Origin of the sequence: Natrinema limicola JCM 13563, from assembly GCF_000337475.1 — an archaeon.
GTDB classification, from domain to species: Archaea; Halobacteriota; Halobacteria; order Halobacteriales; family Natrialbaceae; genus Natrinema; species Natrinema limicola.
On record NZ_AOIT01000039.1, the window covers coordinates 41,451 to 60,543 of the forward strand.

A 19,093-nucleotide genomic window follows, 5' to 3' on the forward strand; every position below is an offset into this window, starting at 1 on the left:
GCCGGTTCGCGACCGAGCAGCGAGTCGTGCCGTCCGACAGTATCAAGGATCACCCTCGCCAGCACCCGACATGGACAAACGCGAGCGTCTCGAGGGCTACCTCGAGTCCCACAACCTCGATTCGGTCTGGTTCGTGCGGCCGAACTCGTTTGCATGGCTGACCGGTGGGAACACCGTCGTCGACCGCGAGGGCGACAGCGGCGTCGCTGCGGTGGGCTACGACGGGACCGACGTGACCATCGTGGCGAACAACATCGAAGCCGATCGCATCGTGAGCGAGGAAGTCCCAGATCTGGAAGCCGAGGAACTCGTAATCGAGGAGTTCCCCTGGTACGCGTCGTCGCTGGACGAAGCCGTCGCCGAGTACGTTGGCGACGACAAGCGGGCCGCGATCGACATCGACCTCTCAGGGTTCGAGCGCGTCGATCCGACGCCGTTGCGCCAGCCACTGACCGACCGCGATCAAAAGCGCTATCGTGACCTCAGTAGGCAGACGGCCGCCGCCGTCGAAGCCGTCTGTCGCGAACTCCAGTCCGAGGACACGGAACACGAGGTAGCATCGGCCCTGCGGGTCGCGCTGTCGGCACGCGACATCGAGGCCCCAGTCGTCCTCGTCGGCGGGGCAACCAGGGCCCAGCAGTACCGCCACTATACGCCGACCGACGCCGAACTCGGCGAGTACGCGCTTGTCTCCGTCACCGCCGAACGGGCCGGCCTCCACGCGAGCTGTACCCGCACCGTCGCCTTCGATCCGCCCGCATGGCTCGAGGAACGCCACGAGGCCGCGGCCCGCGTGGAGACGACGGCACTTGCAGCGACGCAGAAAGCCGCAAATGACGGTGACACGGCTGGCGACGTCTTCGCTGCCATCCAGAACGCCTACGACGCGGTGGGCTACGACGGCGAGTGGGAACACCACCATCAGGGCGGCGCCGCCGGCTTCGCAGGCCGGGAGTGGATCGCCACGCCGGACCACGACGCGCCGGTCGAAGCGCCGATGGCCTACGCGTGGAATCCGACAGTACAGGGTGCAAAAAGCGAAGACACGGCACTCGTCACGGCAGACGACATCGAGGTCCTGACAGCGACGGATCGCTGGCCGACGACGACCGTCTCCGCGGTCAATCGAGCGTTCGAGCTCGAGCGTCCCGCGATTCTCGAACTCGAGGAATAGCGTCCGTCGGGCCGATTCAAGCGGCTAGCTGTCGTCGGTGTCGTCCTCGTTGCTCTCAGTGTCGACGGATTCGACCTCGACCTCGTCATCGCCGAGCGGCGGTGTACTGTCATCGACGGTGATCGTCACCGGCTCGGTCTCCGCGAGGGTATCCGGCTCGGATTCGCGCTCGCGATCGAGGACGCGATCGAGCCTGAAGATGGTGTTTAACTCCTGTTGAACCTGATCGACGACATCGCCGACGAGGTCGCTTGGCTGGATCGCGGTGTACTCGTATGGGTTGTTGCCGGCCCCTTCGCTGGCGCGTTTTTCGCGGCTGACGCGGGCTTCCTCGTGAAGTTCCGCGAGTGCCTCGCGGACCGTACTCGGGTAGAGTCCCGTCCCCTTTGCGACCTCCTCGGAGGTACTGCCCGGATTGGCCAGCAGATAGACGTAGATCTTCGCACGGGTCTCGGTATCCAGAATCCACGAGAGCAGATCGACGATCCGCTGGTCGAGTTCCTCGACGGCCGGACTACGGCCGAGCTCGGTCTCGACGACGTCGTCCGGTCCCGCGAGCGATTCCTCTCTCTCGTCAGCGTCGTCGACCGGATGGTCGTCTGCGTCGTCGGAACTCATGTGGCGTCTCGTACAGGATGAGGCCTCGCGCGGAGTTAAACCTTTGTGGCGGTCATTCGGTTTGCAAAAAGAGCGACTCACACAGCGCGTCTGGACCGTCCTCCTCGAACAGACGTCGCTGTCGGGCCGCGCCGCTTTCACGCTCGTAGACCCGTTTGATGCCATCGATACCGAGCCGCTCGCACTCACGATCGACGAGGTCGCCGAGATCGACCGTTCCCTCGAGGTCGCGGTCGATAAACGACGCGTCCTGGCCGTAGCGGATGGCTCGCCACTTGTTCTCGTCGAGCAGTTCTCGGCGGTGCTGGTGGCCGCTGGTTCCGTCCTCGTACTCCTCAGCGAGCGCCTCGACGAGCGCGTGGGCGTACTCGACGAACGCCATGACGACGTCGGGATCGGCCTGGCCGTCCGGCGTCCGCAGTTCGACCGTGCCGTGTTCGGTGTGGGGGCGCACGTCGTACCAGAGTTCGCCACGATCGTTGATCGAGTCGGTTTCGAGCATCAGCCGCTCGAACCGGTCGAAGTCCTCGAAGTCCTCGAAGTAGGTCGGCATCCCCGTATTCGGCAGTGCCTCGAAGATCTTCGCGCGCGCTGACTGAAGGCCGGTGTCGAAGCCGTTCCAGTAGGGGGAGTTCGCGGAGAGTGCGAGCATGATCGGGACGTACCATCGCAGTTCGTTGGCGATCCAGACCGCCTTGTCGGCGTCGTCGACGCCGACGTGGACGTGGACGCCCGCGGTCGTGTTCCGATGCTGTGGATACTGAATCCGGTCGAGTTGGGCCTGGTAGCGGGGCTTTTCGGCGTGTTCGAGTTCTTGCCACTTCGCAAGCGGGTGGAGGCCGGCGGCGGCGATCCGGTAGCCGTGGGCCTCGGCGTGGTCGACTAACGCTTGGCGGATGTCGAGCAGCGACTCGCGGGCATCGTCGAGGTCCTCGATCAGCGGTGTCTGGGTTTCGATGACGAATTTAAACAGTTCGTGATCGAGCCGTCCCTCGAGGATCTCGGGCGGGTCGTACTCGTAGACGAGGTCGTCGGTCCCGCTGGTAGGCCGGCCGTCCTCGTCGACGACGAAACACTCCTCTTCGATCCCCAGCGTTCCCATGCGCGTAAACGCGTCTCGCGACCCGCGGTCCATCGTGTCGTGCTTTCGTCGCCGATAATAAATACGGTTTGGAGTCGGTTGCGACGGTCGGGATCGCGATTGGGCTCGATCGATCCGAGGCGGCACACCTCGAGCGCTGCAACAGCAACATCAGAGAAGCGAATCCGGGTTGCCCGCTTATCGCGGCCGCGCGACGATTCCGAGATGATCCGCGTGATACGCCTCGAGTCGTTCCGTCTCTAGAATCTCGTACCCCTCGGATAGCTCCTCGCGGACGTCCGCGAAGACGGCCGCCGGCTCGCGGGTTACGTCTTCGCTGCGGGCCTTGACCGCCAACAGCAGTCGGCCGTCGTCGGCCAGGAAACGCCGGTTCTCGAGCGCCACGCGAGCCTGCCCGCGCGTCGCCACGTCCTGGACGATGACGTCGACGTCCGACTCGACGACGTGGGCGTAGGTCTCGGGCGTGCGTGCGTCTTTCAACAGCGGAAAGAGTCGCGGGCGGCTCTCGGCTGCATCAAGCAGGTCTCGCGCCGGCCGCGCCGCGAACTCGACGGCATAGGTCGGGCCGGCGAAGTCGGCGACATGGCTCACCGTCGTCCCGCTTGCCGCGCCGAGATAGAGGGCGGTCTCACCGCCCGTGACACCGGTGTCCATCTCGAGCTCGAGCATCGCACCGAGTTTCGATCGGTTGGGGTTCCAGGCCCGCCATTCCCCATCAGTGGGTTCGCCGTAGACCGGCTCGCCGCGGGTCGCGAGCCGGTCGGTGCCGTCGAACGTGTGGCGCTCGACGCCCGCCGGAAGCTCACTCATCGTCGGCACCTCCGTTGGCCGCGGCATCGTCGCTGTCGCCCGCGTTCCGCGCCTGAATCGTCTCGATCCGCTCGGCGAGTTCGGCCTCGAGTTCGGGCTTTAGCTCGCCCGAATAGTGGTCGACGCGGGCAGCAATCGCGAGTTTGCCGGCGACCGCGCGTGCTGCAGAGCCCCGGTTTTCGGGATGGGTGCCCCGGACCGCGTCGTGGGTGTAGATGATCCCGTGTTTGGGCGAGGGCGCATGGCCTCGCAGGTGGGCGAACAGGGCGTCTTCAGCGCCAAGCACCTGAATCGTCCCGCTGGGTTTCTTTGCGAGGTCCTCGAGACCGCCGGCCAGCGAGATCAGTCGTGCCGCGAGGACTGGATCGGCAAGTGCCGCGAGGTTCGGCGCGACGGCAGGCGTCTGGCGTTGGATGAACTCTCGGAGGTCGTCCGCCTCGTCGGCGAGGTCGGCGACGCGTTCGGCCAGCGAGCGGACTGCAGGTTCCTCGAGCGCGTCGTCGGGTTCACCGCGTGCCAGTTCGCGAGCGTACGCGACGCCGGTTCCAGCCTCGGGGTCGATCGTGCCGGCCCACTCGGCAAGCCGTTCTGCGAGTTCGTTCGCCGTCCGACTGCAGTCGTCCATTGCCCGTACCGCGTGGACGAGCTGGCGGTCGTCGGCCCGCTCACGTTCAGTCACTGCGGCCCGCGTGGCTGCCGTCGTCGCCTCGCGGACGGCGTCGTAGTAGTCATCCTCGTCGTCCGCGAACCCGGCCTCGACTGCGAGGGCCGGCCAGTCGCGGGGCTCGTCGGCGCTGCCCTCGCGAACCGCGGTCGCCATCGCGTCGGGATCGTCGCGGTCGATGTCCGCGAACCATCCGTCCGTCGTATTCATGCACGCCCGTTCCCGCCGCGGGCGATTAAAGGCCCCGTTCGTGGCGTTCGGATCGCGTGAGGAATGGCACGCTCGAGTAGTTGGAACGAAAAACGAGGCGCGTCAGACGCCGAACGTCGCCCGCAGCATGTCGCGGGTTCCGGGCCCCAGCCCGACGGCGACGACGGTGATCATGAGCAGGATCGCGTAGCGGGGGTTATCTTCGAAGACGGTCTCGTCGAAGATCCAGATGACGAAGACGGCGGCGGCGAGCTTGACGAACAGGAACGGCCAGGCCGAGCCGGTCGCCGAGACGACGCTGGCAGGTAGCACGTCGGCCGTCGTGCTGTCGATCGCCGCGTTGATGGGGTGTTTGGGGACGAGGTTCGCCGGCAGCCCCAGCGTGGTCGCCCAGTCGAGACCGACGACGTTCGCGACGCCGTCGACTGCGTGTGCCCAGATGACGACGAGCCCCATATATCGGGTGCCGCGGTTCAATTCCGGTGCGAACCGCTCAATTGCGAACCAGGTGATCGCGGTGGCGAGCGTCGCCCCGACGAGGGTGACAAGCGGGATCAGCGGGTAGAACTCCGAGTACGGCTCCGTTGCCGCCGTGTATCCGAGGTAGGCGATCGCCACCGTCAGCAGCGCCGTCCCGATCCCGGCCAGTGGGTACTCATAGCGCGACACGTAGTCGTTGCGATCGAGCCAGATGGAACTGACGAGCGCCGCAAGAGCGATGAAGAAGACGGTAAAGTAAATCAGCGGACTGATAATAAAGCCCGACCAGGGGAGCTGGATGGCCATCTCGCCGGAATACGCGTATGACGCGGCGTTGGCGTCCTCGACGACCCGGAGGGCACCGCCGAAGAGCATGAACGGGAACAGCGCGAAAAAGCCCGTGCGGAAGCGTTCGATCTCGAGACGGCGAAGAATGAAGATGACCCCCACTAACAAGAGGACGAGCGTCGGGATGTAGCCGGCATACGAGACGAACGTGTAGCCAGGTTCAGCGGTCGGCCCAGCGTTCGGGCCAGCCTGTCCGCAGGCTACTTGCTGGCCGTCGGCCCACGCGACACAGGACCAGCTGTGGGCGTCGGCGACGACCGGCCCCCAGAAGTACTGCCAGATGAACTCAACGTACACTCGCTGAGGGAACAGGACCGCGCCGAGGACCACGATGGCGGCAAGACTTGCGACGGTCGCGACCCAGACGCGCTCGGCCCCGTACCGGTCGATGAAGTCGTCCATACCCGAATCCGGTAGTGGGGGCCGCTTACCGTTTCCGGTTTTCAGCGAGCGAGACTGTTGGGTCAGTCGACCTTGATACGGTCTGCTGTCAGTCAGTTCCGGTGCACCCGCGACCCGGTCCTGCGGGTGCACCGATAAATCGTTACAGCAGACCGTATGAGCGCCGATCAGCTCACGCCTCGATCTCGCGGGCCGCTGCGAGCAATTCGTCGTGAATCACGCCGTTTGACGCGACCAATCCGTCGCTGTCGTGTCGCCAGCGCTCACCCTCGAGGTCGGTGACGACACCCCCAGCCTCACGAATGAGGTGGACGCCCGCAACGGTGTCCCACGGGTTCGCCCGCAGGTTGGTCATCGTCCCCTCGAGTGCGCCCGCGGCGACCATCGCGAGCTCGAGCTGGGCACAGCCGAAGCGTCGCATGTCGCCGAAGCGGTCGACGAGAGCGCGGTTTGCCGCAGCATATTGGTCGCGCTGGTCGAAATCCCACCAGAAGGTCGGGCAGACGGTGGCTGCCTCGGGATCGGGACAGTTGCTGACCGAGAGCGGTTCGTCGTTGCGAAACGCCCCGTCGGGGCCGACGCGGTAGCGGTCCGAGAGGGCGGGGCAGTCGAACGCAGCACCGACCGGTTCGCCGTCGACGACGGCTGCCACGGCGGTCCCGAACGCGCGGATGCCGCCGACGTAGTTGTTAGTCCCATCGATAGGGTCGACGATCCACGCGGGCCCCGTTTCGGGAACCTGCTTTACCGCGTCGGCCTCCTCACCGACGATCGGATCGTCCGGAAACGTCTCTCGGATCGTTTCGATGACGGTCTCCTGAGCATCGCGGTCGACTTGCGTGACGACATCGGTTTTTTCGCCTTTATGCTCGACAGTGAGATCCGTCCGGAAGGAGTCGGCTGCGACCGCGGCCCCCTCGCGTGCTGCATGGACTGCGACGGCTGTACGGTTGCCATCATCGGCGTCGCTCATGCCATCTCTCGGCAGTCCGCCCTCAAAAGTGGTCGTATACTGGTGGCGCGAGCGTCAGGGAGTGCTTACCAGTTCTCGTCAGGGACGTACGGATAGCTCCAGAGGGTCACCTGCAACACGATCGATTTGAACCACGCGTGGTACATCGCGTCGACCTCCGCCTCGGAGTGGTCGCTGTCGGCGAGAAACTCCCTGATCGTCGCCGTGATCGGATAGATGAAGGCCACGAGATAGCGCATATCGATATGGTCGACCGCGTCGGCGTCGTCGGCTTCGTTTTTCCTCTCACGGGTATGTCGCCGGCCGATCTCGAACTGATAGTTCAACCAATTCTCGTCGTAGGGCGTCTCACAGGTATCGCGAATCCACTGGCCGAATCGCTCGCGCACTCGGTCTAGGTACTCCTCGTCGGGGTTTCCCTCGCCGTCCGTGAAATAGTACACCAGGAAGTCGTGGTCGGCGACGAAGCCGTACCACACGTCGAGGACGTCATCGATTTGATCCTCGAGGACATCGCCGGCCATCTGCAGGGACTCCTCGTCGTCCTCGTCGAAAAGCACCGTCTGTTGGAGTCGCTCGAACTCGTCCATGCTGATCGGCGCATCGGGGACGTCATCCGTACCGTAGGTGTAGCCCGGGATCTGGTCACTGCTCATGGGTCCGTGAGAGTGTCCCACGATCACGGTCATAAACCCGGACGGGAGCAGCCACGGCGTTGATAGATCCCCCTGCTCGACATGACATTCGGCGCTCGATGCCCGATGAGCCACCGGCTCGAGCAGGTCAGTCACGGCAGCAGAAGTTTGCGAGGGAAGATCGCTGCGTGTTGATCTTCCGCATCTTACGATGCGAGGGGAGGGAATCGAACCCACGAACGTCTACACGAGCGGATCTTGAGTCCGCCGCCGTTGACCGCTTGGCTACCCTCGCACGCATCTCGCTCTGAGACGCTCGCAGGGGTTAAATCGTCCGATTGTCGCGTGAGCCACGCTCGATGACGAGACACGTCGCTCCTGGACCGACGAAGCTTCTCGGCGCGTGTAACACAGCGGACTCGCGCAGACGGACTCCTGTCAGTGGGGTCCGGTGTACCTACAGGACGGATCGCGGGTGCACCGGGAACTCGAGACAGCAGCCCGTCTCACGTCGCTCGGCTCTCGAAGTCCGCCTCGGTGTACCGCCGATCGCAGTTCAGACACTGGTACCCCCCTTCGATGTGGGCGTACAGGCGTTCCCCGCAGTGCTGGCAGCGGCCGTATGGCTGAGCCATTAGGTCGATATGGACCTCGTAACGGGATAAATACCGTGCTTACACTCGCTACGGACTGCCTAACCGACGGAATTACCCGGCCGTCGCACCTCACATCAACCATGGACGACCACACCCGCGATCCGACCGTCGACCCGCCGGCGGGGAACCCGACCGGCTGGAACGAGTCCGCGGGTCGCTGGGAGCATGCGACGTTGCGCCGGGCGACCGTCCACGGCGTGCAGTTGTTCAACGACGGGTCGTTCCACGAGTCTCACGACTGCTTCGAGGCAGAGTGGTACAACTACGGGGCCGGCACCACAGAGAGCACGTTCTGCCATGGGATGGTTCAGGTGGCTGCCGGTGTGTACAAACGCGTCGACTTCGAGAACGACGACGGCATGCGGAGCCTCTTCGAGACGGCGTTACAATATCTCCATGGCGTCCCGAACGACTACTACGGCGTCGACGTTCTCGGCGTGAGAACTACGCTAACGAACGCGCTTAACGATCCAACCGCGTTGGACGGGTGGCAGATCGAACTAGACGGGAAACACCGGAAAGCGGGACCGGAGGACTACAAACATGTCGAAAGCCTTGAATGACCGTTCGTTTGTATCGTGTGGTGAGTAGATAGTCAGCCAAAGGTTTAACTTTTCTCGATATATCTAAGGTCGGATACAAAACAGTCTTCGTATGACCAAAGAAGATACTAAAAGTGATGTTCCAACAGGGGATCGGCTTCTTGATGATGATGATACAGACACTATTGAAGGAGATTCTATATTTGAAATAGCGCGCGAATTAGAAACAAAGGATAGAGACTCTTTAGGAGATGATCCAGATACTACTGGTTTCAAGCCTGCTGAAGCTGTTTGGATAGTTGATGCCTTTCTAACTCAACAATACAGTAGAACTGTAGGCGCAATAGCGGCGGTAACGTATACCCAGGCAACACTTCTGCTATTTCTAACGGTGTGGCTTTCGTTCTTTTATTTGCTCACTTTTTCAAACAACAGTGGAATCAATGGGGCAACTTGGGCAGCCTTTTCGGTCACTATGGGATCGTTTGTTTTAGTTTCTGGTTCAAATTTAGTAGACTATTATAATGAAGAAGAGCTCAACTTCACCGCGTATATACATAATGCGATTACATTCATCGTGAGTGGTATTTTCCTCGCTGTGGGATATATACTAGACTCCTTTTTTGACGTCCAATTAAATATCTCTTTAGATCTCCTACCTTCTTTAATTCTTATTGCAAATAATATACTTGGAACTCTGTTTTTCACGCTATCAATATGGGTTATATTGAAAATTCTCTGGAGGCTAAATCAGCTCATTGCTTTCCGATCAGAATACGCTGACAAGAGCCCATATAGCGAGCTAAGAGCGACAATAGCCGGTTTTTATATGGGATTAACACGAGGCGGAGAAGTCGGTATCTTCAGTGCGATGCTATCACTCGGGGCAACAATTGGTGTAGTTCTGGTTCCGTATCTATTGACAAGTAACCTACTTTGGAGCGTAGTGGCGTTCCTCTCCCTTATCGGGCTTAATATTTTTTTGAACGTGTTATCCTATGCTATTAACCACTATAGATCTGCCGATGGTAGTTCAGAATAAAGTCGCTGCTGGCTCGTACAAAGCGTCGACTTCGAGAACGACGACGGCATGCGGAGCCTCTTCGAGACGGCGCTTGGGTATCTGCAGGACATCCCGCGTGACTACTACGGCGTCGACGTGCTTGCGGTCCGAACCACGCTGACCAACGCCCTCGAGGATCCGACGCAGATCGACGGCTGGCAGCTCACACTCGACGGCACACAGCCAATCGCTCAAAGCGACGACTACGCGTACGCCGACGCGCTCGAGGACTGATCCACCAGAGACCGAATCGCCTTTGGCCTTTCAGGCGTACTAATAGGTAATGAGAGTTGCACAGCTCGGGTCGGGAACGCCGGAAATCGCAGTCGTCGCGGGCGTCCACGGGGACGAACCCTGTGGCGTCCGGGCCGTCGAGCGATTGCTCGACGAACGCCCGGCCGTCAAACGCCCCGTCAAGCTCGTCGTCGCCAACGAGAAAGCACTCGAGCGACGGGTGCGGTTCATCGACGAAGATCTCAATCGCACGTTCCCCGGCGAACCGAACGCGAAGACACACGAAGGTCAGCTCGCCCACGACCTCGTCAGCGAACTCGAGGGCTGTCTCACCTTCTCGATGCACTCCACGCAGAGTCACGCTGACCCGTTCGCCATCGTCAACGGCGTCAGTGAGACGGCCAAGGCGATCGTCCCGCAGTTGCCCGTGACGGCAATGGTCGAAACGAGCAACTTCGCAGAGGGACGGCTTTTCTCGACGGTCGACACCGTCGAAGTCGAGTGTGGCCTGCAGGGGTCGGAGACGGCCGCCGAAAACGCCGACCGGCTGACGCGAGCGTTTCTCACTGCGGTCGATGCGTTGCCCGGCGATACCGTCCGCCGTGATCTGCCCGTCTATCGGCTCACAGACGTCATCGACAAGGAACAGGCCGACACCTACGAGGTGTTCGTCGATAACTTCACGGAGGTCGAAGCTGGCGCGCCGTTTGCCGCAGCCGACGGCCAAAAACAGATCGCCGACGAGTCGTTCTATCCGGTGCTCATGTCGCCGAACGGCTACCGGAACGTCTTCGGCTACACCGCAGAGAAAGTCGACGTCATCGAGTCACCGCCGGCGGCCGACTGACCGACGACGTTTTCAGCTTCGCAAGTGCCGAGGACGCAAGGCATATCCCCCACACGCTCGTATGAACGTGTATGGAGTTCCCACCGAACCAGGGTCTCGACCAGGAAGAGGTCAACGAGCAGGTCGCCGAAACGCTCGAGGAAAACGACGTCGTCCTCTTCATGAAAGGGACCGAACTGATGCCCCAGTGTGGCTACTCCCGCAAAGCCCTCGGGCTGATCAGCCAGCACCGCGAGGAGTTCGAGACCGTCGACGTCCTCGAGTCGCTCGACGAGTATCGCGTGGCGCTCAACGAGCAAAGCGGCTGGGAGACGATCCCGCAGACGTTCGTCGACGGCGAGTTCGTCGGCGGCTCCGACATCTTAGAGGAACTCGACGAACGCGGTGAACTTGCCGAGACGCTCAACGCGGCGTAAGGCGTCCGACCGTGAACACAAATTTGTCACGGGTTGCACCTCACGGATTTAATAGCAGGTCATATAAGTCGCGGTCTCGTAGTAACAGACCACGACTGTCGCCGTAGACACCTTCCCACTATGTCAACAGAGGAATCCAGACACGTATATCGGCTGCACTCGACGCTCGAACTGCCCCTCGAAGATCTCCACGACCACATCGACGATGCAACGTTCCCCGACGGGGTCGACGATGTCGAGATCACGCGGCGCAACAACACGCTGATCCTCAAAGCCGTCGCCGAGGATCAGTCCGTCAGCAAGTACACTCCGACGGCCCAGCTCAAAGCCAGCGTCACGGAAAACCGGGTTTACGAAGAGGATCCGGACGAGCGCCGGCAGAAGTCCTTTAGCTGGGACGAAGACGAAGAAGAGGAGATCGAATCCGAACTCGTCGAGTTCGCCGCGTTCAAAGGCGACCGCGAGACCGTCCTGCAGAACTCGCTGTTGCAGTATCAGATGTTCCTCGTTCTCTGTGGCATCGCCGAAGCCGCCGAGAAAGGCACCCTGACGGCGATCTCCGAGCGCGGTGGCGACCTCGAGGCGACCCGGATCGTCGACGGCGAACCGCGACCTGCCGACATCGAAGTCGTCGAAGGCCCCCGCGACCATAATTCGGGGCAAGGCGGCGTCAACTGGCGGGACAACAAGTTCATCAGCGACTGAATCGACGCGGCACGTTCTTCGACCGAGTCGCATGACGACGAACCGACGAGTGACTTCTCCGCGCTCGACTCCGTACCCGCATCACTAAACCACAGTCTGTCGTCACCGATACCCATGGCTGATGGTGTCGATACCGGCAGTGCTACTCGAGTCGCGATCGCCTGTCAGGGTGGTGGGAGCCACACGGCGTTCACCGCGGGCGTGCTCAAACGACTCCTTCGCGCATGTGCGACGCGTTCATACGAACTCGTCGGCGTGAGCGGCACGTCCGGCGGCGCAGTCTGTGCAACCGCCGCCTGGTACGGACTCGTTACGAGCGGGACCGACCGTGCAGTCGAGACGCTCGATGCGATCTGGCGGGACTTCGCGGCACACTCGCCGCCGGACAGGATCGCCAACGACTGGCTTGTCTGGATGGCTGAGTTCGCCGCACGCGGCGGACCATTGCCGCTTTTCAGTCCGTACGAACTCCCCGCTGCCGAACTCGGGCGAGATCGGTTTCTCGAGACGCTCGAGTCGCACATCGAGTTCGACCGCGTGCCGGCACTCGCCGCCGACACGTCGATGGATCTGATCCTCGGCGCGGCAGACGTTACTGAAGGTGAGTTCAAAACCTTTCGCAACGAGGACGTCACCGCAAAGACAGTCCTTGCATCGGCAGCGATTCCGACGCTGTTCGAAGCCGTCGGGATCGACAATCACTGGTACTGGGACGGATTGTTCTCGCAGAACCCGCCGATTCGCGACTTCCTGACGGTGCCACAGACCGCAGCCGACAAACCTGACGAAATCTGGATCATCCAGATCAATCCCAAGCACCGCGAGGACGTCCCCCAGTCGATGGAAGACATCGCCGACCGGCGCAACGAACTGGCAGGGAACCTCTCGCTGTATCAGGAAGTGGACTTCATCGAGACGATCAACGACCTGATCGAAAACGGAAGCCTTCCACAGGAGTACAAGCCGATCGGCATCGAGTTCATCGACCTGGGCAGCGACCTCTCGTCGCCGTCGAAAGTCGACCGAGATCCAGCGTTCATCGATCGGTTGATAGAGCGAGGCCAGCGGCGCGCCGAACGCTTCCTCGACGGTCGGTCGTGATGGTGCTGCGATAGCTATCTGGCTCCGTCAGGGCTGACACCGGGCAATGCCGTGTCGGACTCGTCACCGCCGCAGATACCGGCGGGCTCTTTTCTATTGTTCCCGACACGTAGTCGGGCTGGTTGCTGATCTCACGGTGTACTCGAGGAAAACGGACGGAACCAAGTTATAGGCTGAACAGGCACAATACCACGCCGTTCACGGCGTGGATACGCGCCGTCACTTGTGGTAACAACCCACCGTTCAAACGCCACCCCCGAGTTTCCCATGGTGATGTTTAAGTGACAGGCGACCTACTGTAGAGTAGGAATCGGTCGGAACGGATCGGATTCCGAACCGTCTTTCGGAGGTCGTTCGAGAGAGCTTTGCTCTCTCGTGACTGAGCGAATCGGAGATTCGCGATGTCCGCGAAACCGAAGGTTTCGCTTGATGACGAAAATCGAAGATTTTCGAACCACGGCCTGTCCGCCCACGAAACGAGGCAGTATCCGAAAAGGCAGTCGGTGANTGAACGCACATTCCAGAAGAGTGTGTCTGTGCTGACTGTTCAAAGCGGGCACCACGATACCCCCGACTCTGCTGACACCTGCCGGCGTCCCGCTGGCAAAAACAACACCGGGACGCCAAACACGGTCGAGGATAGGGGTAACGGCGGTTTGGCACCGCCAACAGTCCACCAGTTCGATGTGTGGGACTACCCGTGCCCGAAAGGACTGGTNTAACGGCGGTTTGGCACCGCCAACAGTCCACCAGTTCGATGTGTGGGACTACCCGTGCCCGAAAGGACTGGTAGTCCGGTGACTGGACTACGAACCTGAAACTCCTACCGCTCGGGATTCCTCCGCGTTTACGCGGAGGAGGATGTCAACTGGGAGCGACACAGACAACGATAAACGTTTCATCGCCACTTGCAAACGACGCCTATGGACGACCCGGGACAGTACGCGCTCGTCGGCCGCCTCGCCGTGGCAGCTGCGGTAACGATTGCCCCGACGCTGTGTTTTCTGGGGCTGGTTCGCGGACTCGAGCGACTGCGGGACGACGATCTCATCAACGAGTGGGCACGGACACACGGCCACGATCGAGACGTGACTGACCACGACGACGTCTTCGCTGCGCTGTCGAACGAGCGGGACGTCGACGCCGGGAGCGCGTCGGCCGTTCGGTGTCCGGCGTGTGGAACGATGAACCGGGCAGGCGTGACGTACTGTCAGGGCTGTCAGAGCCGGCTCGAGTCGTTCTGACGGCTGGATCAGCGTGGTTGCAGTCTGCGGGCCGTAACGACCGATGGCAGAGGCAGCGACGAGTGGACCTCGTCGGTGGTTCCGACAGAGCTTTCCGCCGACCCAAAGAATTTACCTCTCCTAATTAGATCTAATTACGAGATGAGCGAGAACTTCCCCGACTACGTCGACGTCGACTACACCGACGGCGAAGGCGAAGATCCCGAGGACTATGCCCACATTCAGGACAAGATCGAGAAAGCGATCGAGGTCACCCGCGAGGGCCTCGAGTCCTACGAGAACCCCGCTGTCATGTGGACCGGTGGCAAGGACTCGACGCTGACCCTGTACTTTATCAAAGAGGTCGCCGACCGCTTCGACCTCGAGGTACCGCCAGCGGTCTTTATCGACCACTACCAGCACTTCGACGAGATCCACGACTTCGTCGATCACTGGGCCGACGAGTGGGACCTCGAGGTCATCTACGCGCGCAACGAGGACGTCGGCGCATACGTCGACGAACATGACCTCGAGCCGGGCGACGATATCGACATCTCGGAGCTCTCCGAGCACAACCAACACCACGTCCGGAACATCCTCGAGTACGAGGAAGACACGTTCCCGTTCCTGCTTGACACCTACGTCGGCAACCACCTGCTGAAGACGGTCGCACTCAATGACGCACTCGAAGAGTACGACATCGACGGCGTCATCTCCGGCGTCCGCTGGGACGAACAGGAAGCCCGCGCCGACGAGACGTTCTTCTCGCCGCGTCACGATCCCGACATCTACCCGCCCCACGACCGCATCCAGCCCATCCTGCAGTTCGACGAGGCTGCCGTCTGGGACGCGTTCTGGAACTTCGTCGTGCCGGACACTGTCGAGAACTTCCCCGAGGAGGGCTACGTCCCCGAGAGCGACGACGACCTACCGGAAGGCGTCACGCAGGACGACATCCCGATCTCGCCGAAGTACTTCGCCGGCTTCCGCTCGCTCGGCAGCGAAGTCAGCACCGAAAAGAGCGACCAAGAGCCCGCCTGGCTCCAGGACCTCGAGGGAACGACCGAACGCGCTGGCCGCGCCCAGGACAAAGAAGACCTGATGGAGCGCCTGCGCGATCTCGGCTACATGTAGGCCGGTCGCCGTCGACGGTCGCGTCACTCGCTAACTGCTTCTTTTCCCGGCTTCGCCGCTCGAGAGTGTCACGAGCGACGGTTTGGAGAGAACGAGTCGGTGGTCCGATAGCGATACAACAGCGAGCGCTACTTCCCGGTCGTTAGCGGCCTGCTGCGCGGTACTCGCCGTGTTTGACGCCGAGTGCGAGCATGATCAGGCCGAAGGCGATCATCGACGGCGCGACCATCATCAGGACAGTGGCCGCAGCCATCATCGGTGACGCGGCCAGACCGCCGACGCCGATCGCGATTATCACGATGAACACGGCTGCCGTCTTCGGAAGATCGAACTCCATATGCGGGGGTTAGGAATCGGCCACCTAATGGTATCGGGAATCGGCAGTCCGTTCATGTTATCGAATGAAAGTCACTACTTTTGTCCGATACTAGCGACACAGGAGAACACGAATCGCGGCTACTCCTCGGAGGGACGAACCAGATTCGCAAGCGTCACCGCACCGCCGAGGACCCAACCCAGTGGGAACGAGATCCCAAGCCACATCGCGACGTAGGCCGGCCCCTCGAGGCTGAAGTTGCTGCGCAGGTAGTCGTTGATGCCGCCGACGACCAACACGTTATCGAGCGCCCAGACGGCGAAGTCGTAGCTGGGATCGAGGACGTACGGGTGGAGCGACGGCGTCACGAGCGCGGCGACGACCGGCGGCAGGAACAGCGCCGTCATCGCGAACGGATAGGCAAGCAAGACCGAAAGCGCCCGGCCACCGAACTTCGAGGTGACAGCCGCAAGCGTGGTCGAGACGATCGCGACGGCGCTGGCGGCTGCGATCGCGAGGAAGGCGTCAAAGGGAACCCGATTCAGCACGTATGCGACCACCGACAGCGTCCCCCAGCCGACGAGTGCGACGGCCGTGACGCCGACGATGCCAAGTCGCGTCCGTGTCGAGTCGAGCTTCGCCGCGTAAAAGCGGGTTGCGAGGCCAAGGACGGTCAACGGATAAAGGACGAGCAAGCCGATGACTCCCAAAGCGCTCCAGCTGTGATAGCCGACCTTCTGTGGCAGCGTCTCGGGCTTCCACTTGCCCATGACGGAGTGGCCGCGGCCACGTTGCCTGCGGAAGACGAGTTCCATCCAGGCCCCGTGTAACCGCTGAATGTCGGTCCTGACCGCGCCGACAAGCCCACCACCGCCACTACGTTGTGAGCGGGTAGACATACGCGAGCCAAAAAGCTGCCGTACCGTAAACTTTCCTGCTTTTTCTTTACACTCGATATATAGGTTTACTGCCACACTCGCAGAACCAACACTCGAGCGAACGCAAGAAGGGGTGTCTCGACGGACTAGCTGTCCACGCGCCGATCAGTTCCAGGGGGCGAAGTCGGGATCGACTTCGCGACTTGTCTCGTCGATGGCGTCGATCGCGTCGATGTCTTCGTCGTCGAGGTCCACCGCCAGCGATTCCCAGTTGTCCGTAATGTGATCTGCGCTGGTCGCCTTCGGAATCGCCGTCACGCCCTTCTCGCGTGCCCACGCGAGGCTGACCTGCGCCTCGCTGGCGTCGTGTTTGTCGGCGATCTCCTGAATGTCGGGCTGGTCGAGGACCTGCCCACGGGCGAGCGGCGAGTAGCCGACGACCTCGACGTCGTGGGCCTCACAGGCCTCCCGAAGCTCCGCCTGTGGGAGCAGCGGATGCAGCTCGACCTGATTTGCGAAGATCGGCACGTCACAGACATCGACGGCTTCCTCGAGCTGTTCGGGCTGGAAGTTGCTGACGCCGACGCGCTCGGTCAGGCCCTCGTCGACGAGTTCGGAAAAGGCCCCGAGGGTCTCCTCGGCGTCGTAGGTCCGGGACGGCCAGTGGACGTACAGTAGGTCAACGTAGTCGACGCCCAGTCGGTCGAGACTCTCGCGGGTCGTCTCGAGGACATCGTCGTGTTCGAGGTTGTCGATCCAGACCTTGGTCGCGAGGAAGATCTCCTCGCGGTCGACGTCCGCGGCCGCGATTCCGTCACCGACGGCGTCTTCGTTGCCGTAGATCTGGGCAGTGTCGATGTGTCGGTAGCCCGTCTCGAGCGCCGTCCGAACGCTCTCGGCACACTGCTCGGGGTCCTCGTTTTGCCAGGTGCCAAGACCGAGCATCGGCATGCTATCAGTGGTTGGACACGTCTCTGGCGGAATCGTCTCTTCGTCGGAAGTCACCATGTACGACCGAAGGGCCAGAACGCGAAAAGAGGTTTTGGTACCGGTCAGCGGTTCGCCATGCGACAGCGAAATTGACGAGAGTTCGATATGTGTCTCGAGAACAACATCCCGGCTGACTCGCGCGAGACAGGTCCTGAATCACCGCCGGTCACTCGTACAGGTGGTTCCAGGGACGTTCGCGCTCGAGCGCTGCGCTGGCCGCGAGGACGTCGTCATCGGCGAACCGCCGGCCGACGAGTTGGAGGCCGACGGGATGGCCACGGTCAGTCAGTCCGGCAGGGGCGGACGCGACGGGGTGGCCGGTCCAGTTGAACGGCCACGTCAACGGCCACTCCCAGGCGTCGGTCTCGAGGACGTCGTGGAGACCGACGTCCGCTCGCGAGAGCGTCGGCGTCACGAGCAGGTCGTACTCGTCGAGAACAGCCTGAACGGCATCGTACATGTCCGTGCGGACGATACCCGACCGTGCGATATCGTCCGGTCCGTACTCCGTGCCGACATCGAGCATCGCGAGCAGACTGTCCGAGACCTCGTCGGAGTGGTCCCGGAGATCAATGCCATGGGCTTCCTCGAGCAGCGTCGCGCTCTCTATCTTGATTCAGCGAGAGAATCCCGTCCTTCCCGTGAGTGACGAGTGTTCCGACGCGCTGTCGGAACCGAGGAGCGAACAGGGCGGGAGTGAATCGCGTAAGCTCTGTGCAACGAATCACTCGGTTTCTCCCTGCTGAATACTTCACGTCACAAGAATTATCCGACTTGGGTGTATTGAATCTGGTAAGGCCAAATGGAGTCTCATCTGCAAACCGGATCGCACACAGTGTACGCGCTCCAGTATCACTTCGTGACCGTCACGAAGTACCGTGCCGATATTCTCACGGATGAGCGGCTGGAGCGTGTNCTGAAATCGCCCACGATATTGCAGATGACTTCGAGGCCGACATCAAGAACGTGGACGGTGGTACCGACCACGTTCACATCCTGTTTCGGGCCAAACCAACCACAGACCTCACGAAGTTTATCAACTCGCTCAAAGGTGTCACGTCCCGCAGGATTCGGTCGGAGTTTCCCGAAGTGACACAGACGCTCGAAGATGCGTTCTGGCAACCGGGGTACTTTCTCGCCACGACCGGCCAAGTGAGCATTGACGTGCTGATGGACTACGTGGACGACCAGTAGCATGACCGCGACAACCACAAAAACGCTGGAAGCTACGCTCGCCCCGCCAACAGCACACAAAGAGCGGAAACTGTGTGACCTGCTCGACACCTACCGTGAGGGGCTACATGAGGCGTTCGACGCCGGGTGTGACACGATGAACGCAACCAGCGACGTGGTGACGCCTTACAACCTGCCGTATCAGGCGAAAGCAGCGCTGTGCAACTACGTCCCACAACTTCACGACACCTACAACGCAAAAGAATTGGACGACGACCACCCGGTTCGGCTCACCAACCAAGCCGCCGAGTTCGACCACTCCCCGGCGCGTGACTACGAGTTTACGTGGTGGGCACCACAACCCGGCCGCGGGACGAATTTCTGGATACCGCTTCGTAT

Annotated in this window: 20 protein-coding genes, 1 tRNA gene and 4 pseudogenes; 12 read left to right on the top strand and 13 right to left on the bottom strand. The window is 61.6% G+C overall.

Annotation, left to right across the window (positions count from 1 at the left end; all coding sequences use genetic code 11):
- The first annotated feature begins 70 nt into the window (after positions 1–70).
- Positions 71–1,174, top strand: a complete 1,104-nt coding sequence (locus C476_RS11315; protein ID WP_008012989.1) for a M24 family metallopeptidase — start codon at positions 71–73, stop codon at positions 1,172–1,174.
- 24 nt (positions 1,175–1,198) lie between these two features.
- Here C476_RS11315 and C476_RS11320 read toward each other — a convergent pair whose 3' ends face one another.
- From C476_RS11320 to C476_RS19675, 9 genes are all read right to left on the bottom strand, one after another.
- Positions 1,199–1,792: a helix-turn-helix domain-containing protein gene (locus C476_RS11320; RefSeq protein ID WP_008012991.1), complete on the bottom strand. Its 594-nt coding sequence runs from the start codon at positions 1,790–1,792 to the stop codon at positions 1,199–1,201.
- A gap of 52 nt (positions 1,793–1,844) precedes the next feature.
- Positions 1,845–2,927, bottom strand: a complete 1,083-nt coding sequence (locus tag C476_RS11325; protein WP_008012995.1) for a glutamate--cysteine ligase — start codon at positions 2,925–2,927, stop codon at positions 1,845–1,847.
- Positions 2,928–3,071: 144 nt separating this feature from the next.
- Positions 3,072–3,704 carry a fibrillarin-like rRNA/tRNA 2'-O-methyltransferase gene (locus tag C476_RS11330; RefSeq protein WP_049911772.1) on the bottom strand — a complete coding sequence of 211 codons (633 nt, stop codon included), beginning with the start codon at positions 3,702–3,704 and terminating at the stop codon, positions 3,072–3,074.
- Entirely contained in the window at positions 3,697–4,578 is an 882-nt protein-coding gene (locus C476_RS11335; RefSeq protein WP_008012999.1) for an NOP5/NOP56 family protein, read from the bottom strand. The genes C476_RS11330 and C476_RS11335 overlap by 8 nt, the downstream gene beginning before the upstream one ends.
- A 102-nt stretch (positions 4,579–4,680) precedes the next feature.
- On the bottom strand, positions 4,681–5,808 hold the full coding sequence (locus tag C476_RS11340; protein ID WP_008013001.1) for a DUF63 family protein: 1,128 nt from the start codon (positions 5,806–5,808) through the stop codon (positions 4,681–4,683).
- A 172-nt stretch (positions 5,809–5,980) separates the two neighbouring features.
- Entirely contained in the window at positions 5,981–6,781 is an 801-nt protein-coding gene (locus C476_RS11345) for an inositol monophosphatase family protein (RefSeq protein WP_008013003.1), read from the bottom strand.
- A gap of 65 nt (positions 6,782–6,846) precedes the next feature.
- Complete coding sequence (locus C476_RS11350; protein WP_008013005.1) at positions 6,847–7,437, bottom strand: protoglobin domain-containing protein; 591 nt, start codon at positions 7,435–7,437, stop codon at positions 6,847–6,849.
- Positions 7,438–7,628: 191 nt separating this feature from the next.
- Positions 7,629–7,711, bottom strand: a tRNA-Leu gene (locus C476_RS11355).
- Between the two features lie 211 nt (positions 7,712–7,922).
- Positions 7,923–8,051 (bottom strand): hypothetical protein, encoded by a 129-nt coding sequence (locus C476_RS19675; RefSeq protein WP_008013006.1) that lies wholly within the window; start codon positions 8,049–8,051, stop codon positions 7,923–7,925.
- Between the two features lie 101 nt (positions 8,052–8,152).
- Here C476_RS19675 and C476_RS11360 point away from each other — a divergent pair, with 101 nt between their 5' ends.
- The 9 genes and pseudogenes from C476_RS11360 (at position 8,153) to C476_RS11395 (ending at position 15,337) form a co-directional block, all read left to right on the top strand.
- Positions 8,153–8,635 carry a DUF309 domain-containing protein gene (locus C476_RS11360; RefSeq protein WP_008013008.1) on the top strand — a complete coding sequence of 161 codons (483 nt, stop codon included), beginning with the start codon at positions 8,153–8,155 and terminating at the stop codon, positions 8,633–8,635.
- Positions 8,636–8,726: 91 nt separating this feature from the next.
- Positions 8,727–9,656 (top strand): hypothetical protein, encoded by a 930-nt coding sequence (locus tag C476_RS18385; protein ID WP_152418202.1) that lies wholly within the window; start codon positions 8,727–8,729, stop codon positions 9,654–9,656.
- Positions 9,655–9,911 (top strand): annotated as a pseudogene (locus tag C476_RS11365) (DUF309 domain-containing protein); the annotation flags it as partial. The gene C476_RS18385 and the pseudogene C476_RS11365, both read left to right, overlap by 2 nt.
- Before the next feature lie 49 nt (positions 9,912–9,960).
- The gene (locus tag C476_RS11370) at positions 9,961–10,758 is read left to right on the top strand and encodes a M14 family metallopeptidase (RefSeq protein WP_008013011.1); all 798 of its coding nucleotides are present in this window, start codon (positions 9,961–9,963) and stop codon (positions 10,756–10,758) included.
- Between the two features lie 71 nt (positions 10,759–10,829).
- The gene (locus C476_RS11375) at positions 10,830–11,174 is read left to right on the top strand and encodes a glutaredoxin family protein (RefSeq protein WP_008013013.1); all 345 of its coding nucleotides are present in this window, start codon (positions 10,830–10,832) and stop codon (positions 11,172–11,174) included.
- A 120-nt stretch (positions 11,175–11,294) separates the two neighbouring features.
- On the top strand, positions 11,295–11,879 hold the full coding sequence (locus C476_RS11380) for a DUF7110 family protein (RefSeq protein WP_008013015.1): 585 nt from the start codon (positions 11,295–11,297) through the stop codon (positions 11,877–11,879).
- A 114-nt stretch (positions 11,880–11,993) separates the two neighbouring features.
- Positions 11,994–12,980 (top strand): patatin-like phospholipase family protein, encoded by a 987-nt coding sequence (locus tag C476_RS11385; protein WP_008013017.1) that lies wholly within the window; start codon positions 11,994–11,996, stop codon positions 12,978–12,980.
- A gap of 923 nt (positions 12,981–13,903) precedes the next feature.
- Positions 13,904–14,224: a DUF7577 domain-containing protein gene (locus C476_RS11390; RefSeq protein WP_008013019.1), complete on the top strand. Its 321-nt coding sequence runs from the start codon at positions 13,904–13,906 to the stop codon at positions 14,222–14,224.
- 141 nt (positions 14,225–14,365) lie between these two features.
- The gene (locus tag C476_RS11395) at positions 14,366–15,337 is read left to right on the top strand and encodes a phosphoadenosine phosphosulfate reductase family protein (RefSeq protein WP_008013021.1); all 972 of its coding nucleotides are present in this window, start codon (positions 14,366–14,368) and stop codon (positions 15,335–15,337) included.
- 142 nt (positions 15,338–15,479) lie between these two features.
- On the opposite strand, the gene C476_RS11400 is transcribed toward C476_RS11395, so the two are convergent.
- From C476_RS11400 to C476_RS11415, 4 genes and pseudogenes are all read right to left on the bottom strand, one after another.
- Entirely contained in the window at positions 15,480–15,674 is a 195-nt protein-coding gene (locus C476_RS11400) for a DUF7333 family protein (RefSeq protein ID WP_008013023.1), read from the bottom strand.
- 119 nt (positions 15,675–15,793) lie between these two features.
- The gene (locus tag C476_RS11405) at positions 15,794–16,552 is read right to left on the bottom strand and encodes a hypothetical protein (RefSeq protein ID WP_049911771.1); all 759 of its coding nucleotides are present in this window, start codon (positions 16,550–16,552) and stop codon (positions 15,794–15,796) included.
- A 144-nt stretch (positions 16,553–16,696) separates the two neighbouring features.
- Complete coding sequence (locus C476_RS11410; RefSeq protein WP_008013027.1) at positions 16,697–17,539, bottom strand: aldo/keto reductase; 843 nt, start codon at positions 17,537–17,539, stop codon at positions 16,697–16,699.
- Between the two features lie 148 nt (positions 17,540–17,687).
- Positions 17,688–18,131, bottom strand: a pseudogene (locus C476_RS11415) (amidase family protein); the annotation flags it as partial.
- Positions 18,132–18,323: 192 nt separating this feature from the next.
- Here C476_RS11415 and tnpA point away from each other — a divergent pair.
- A pseudogene (gene tnpA / locus C476_RS11420) lies at positions 18,324–18,715 on the top strand (IS200/IS605 family transposase).
- A gap of 1 nt (position 18,716) precedes the next feature.
- A pseudogene (locus tag C476_RS11425) lies at positions 18,717–19,093 on the top strand (RNA-guided endonuclease TnpB family protein); the annotation flags it as partial.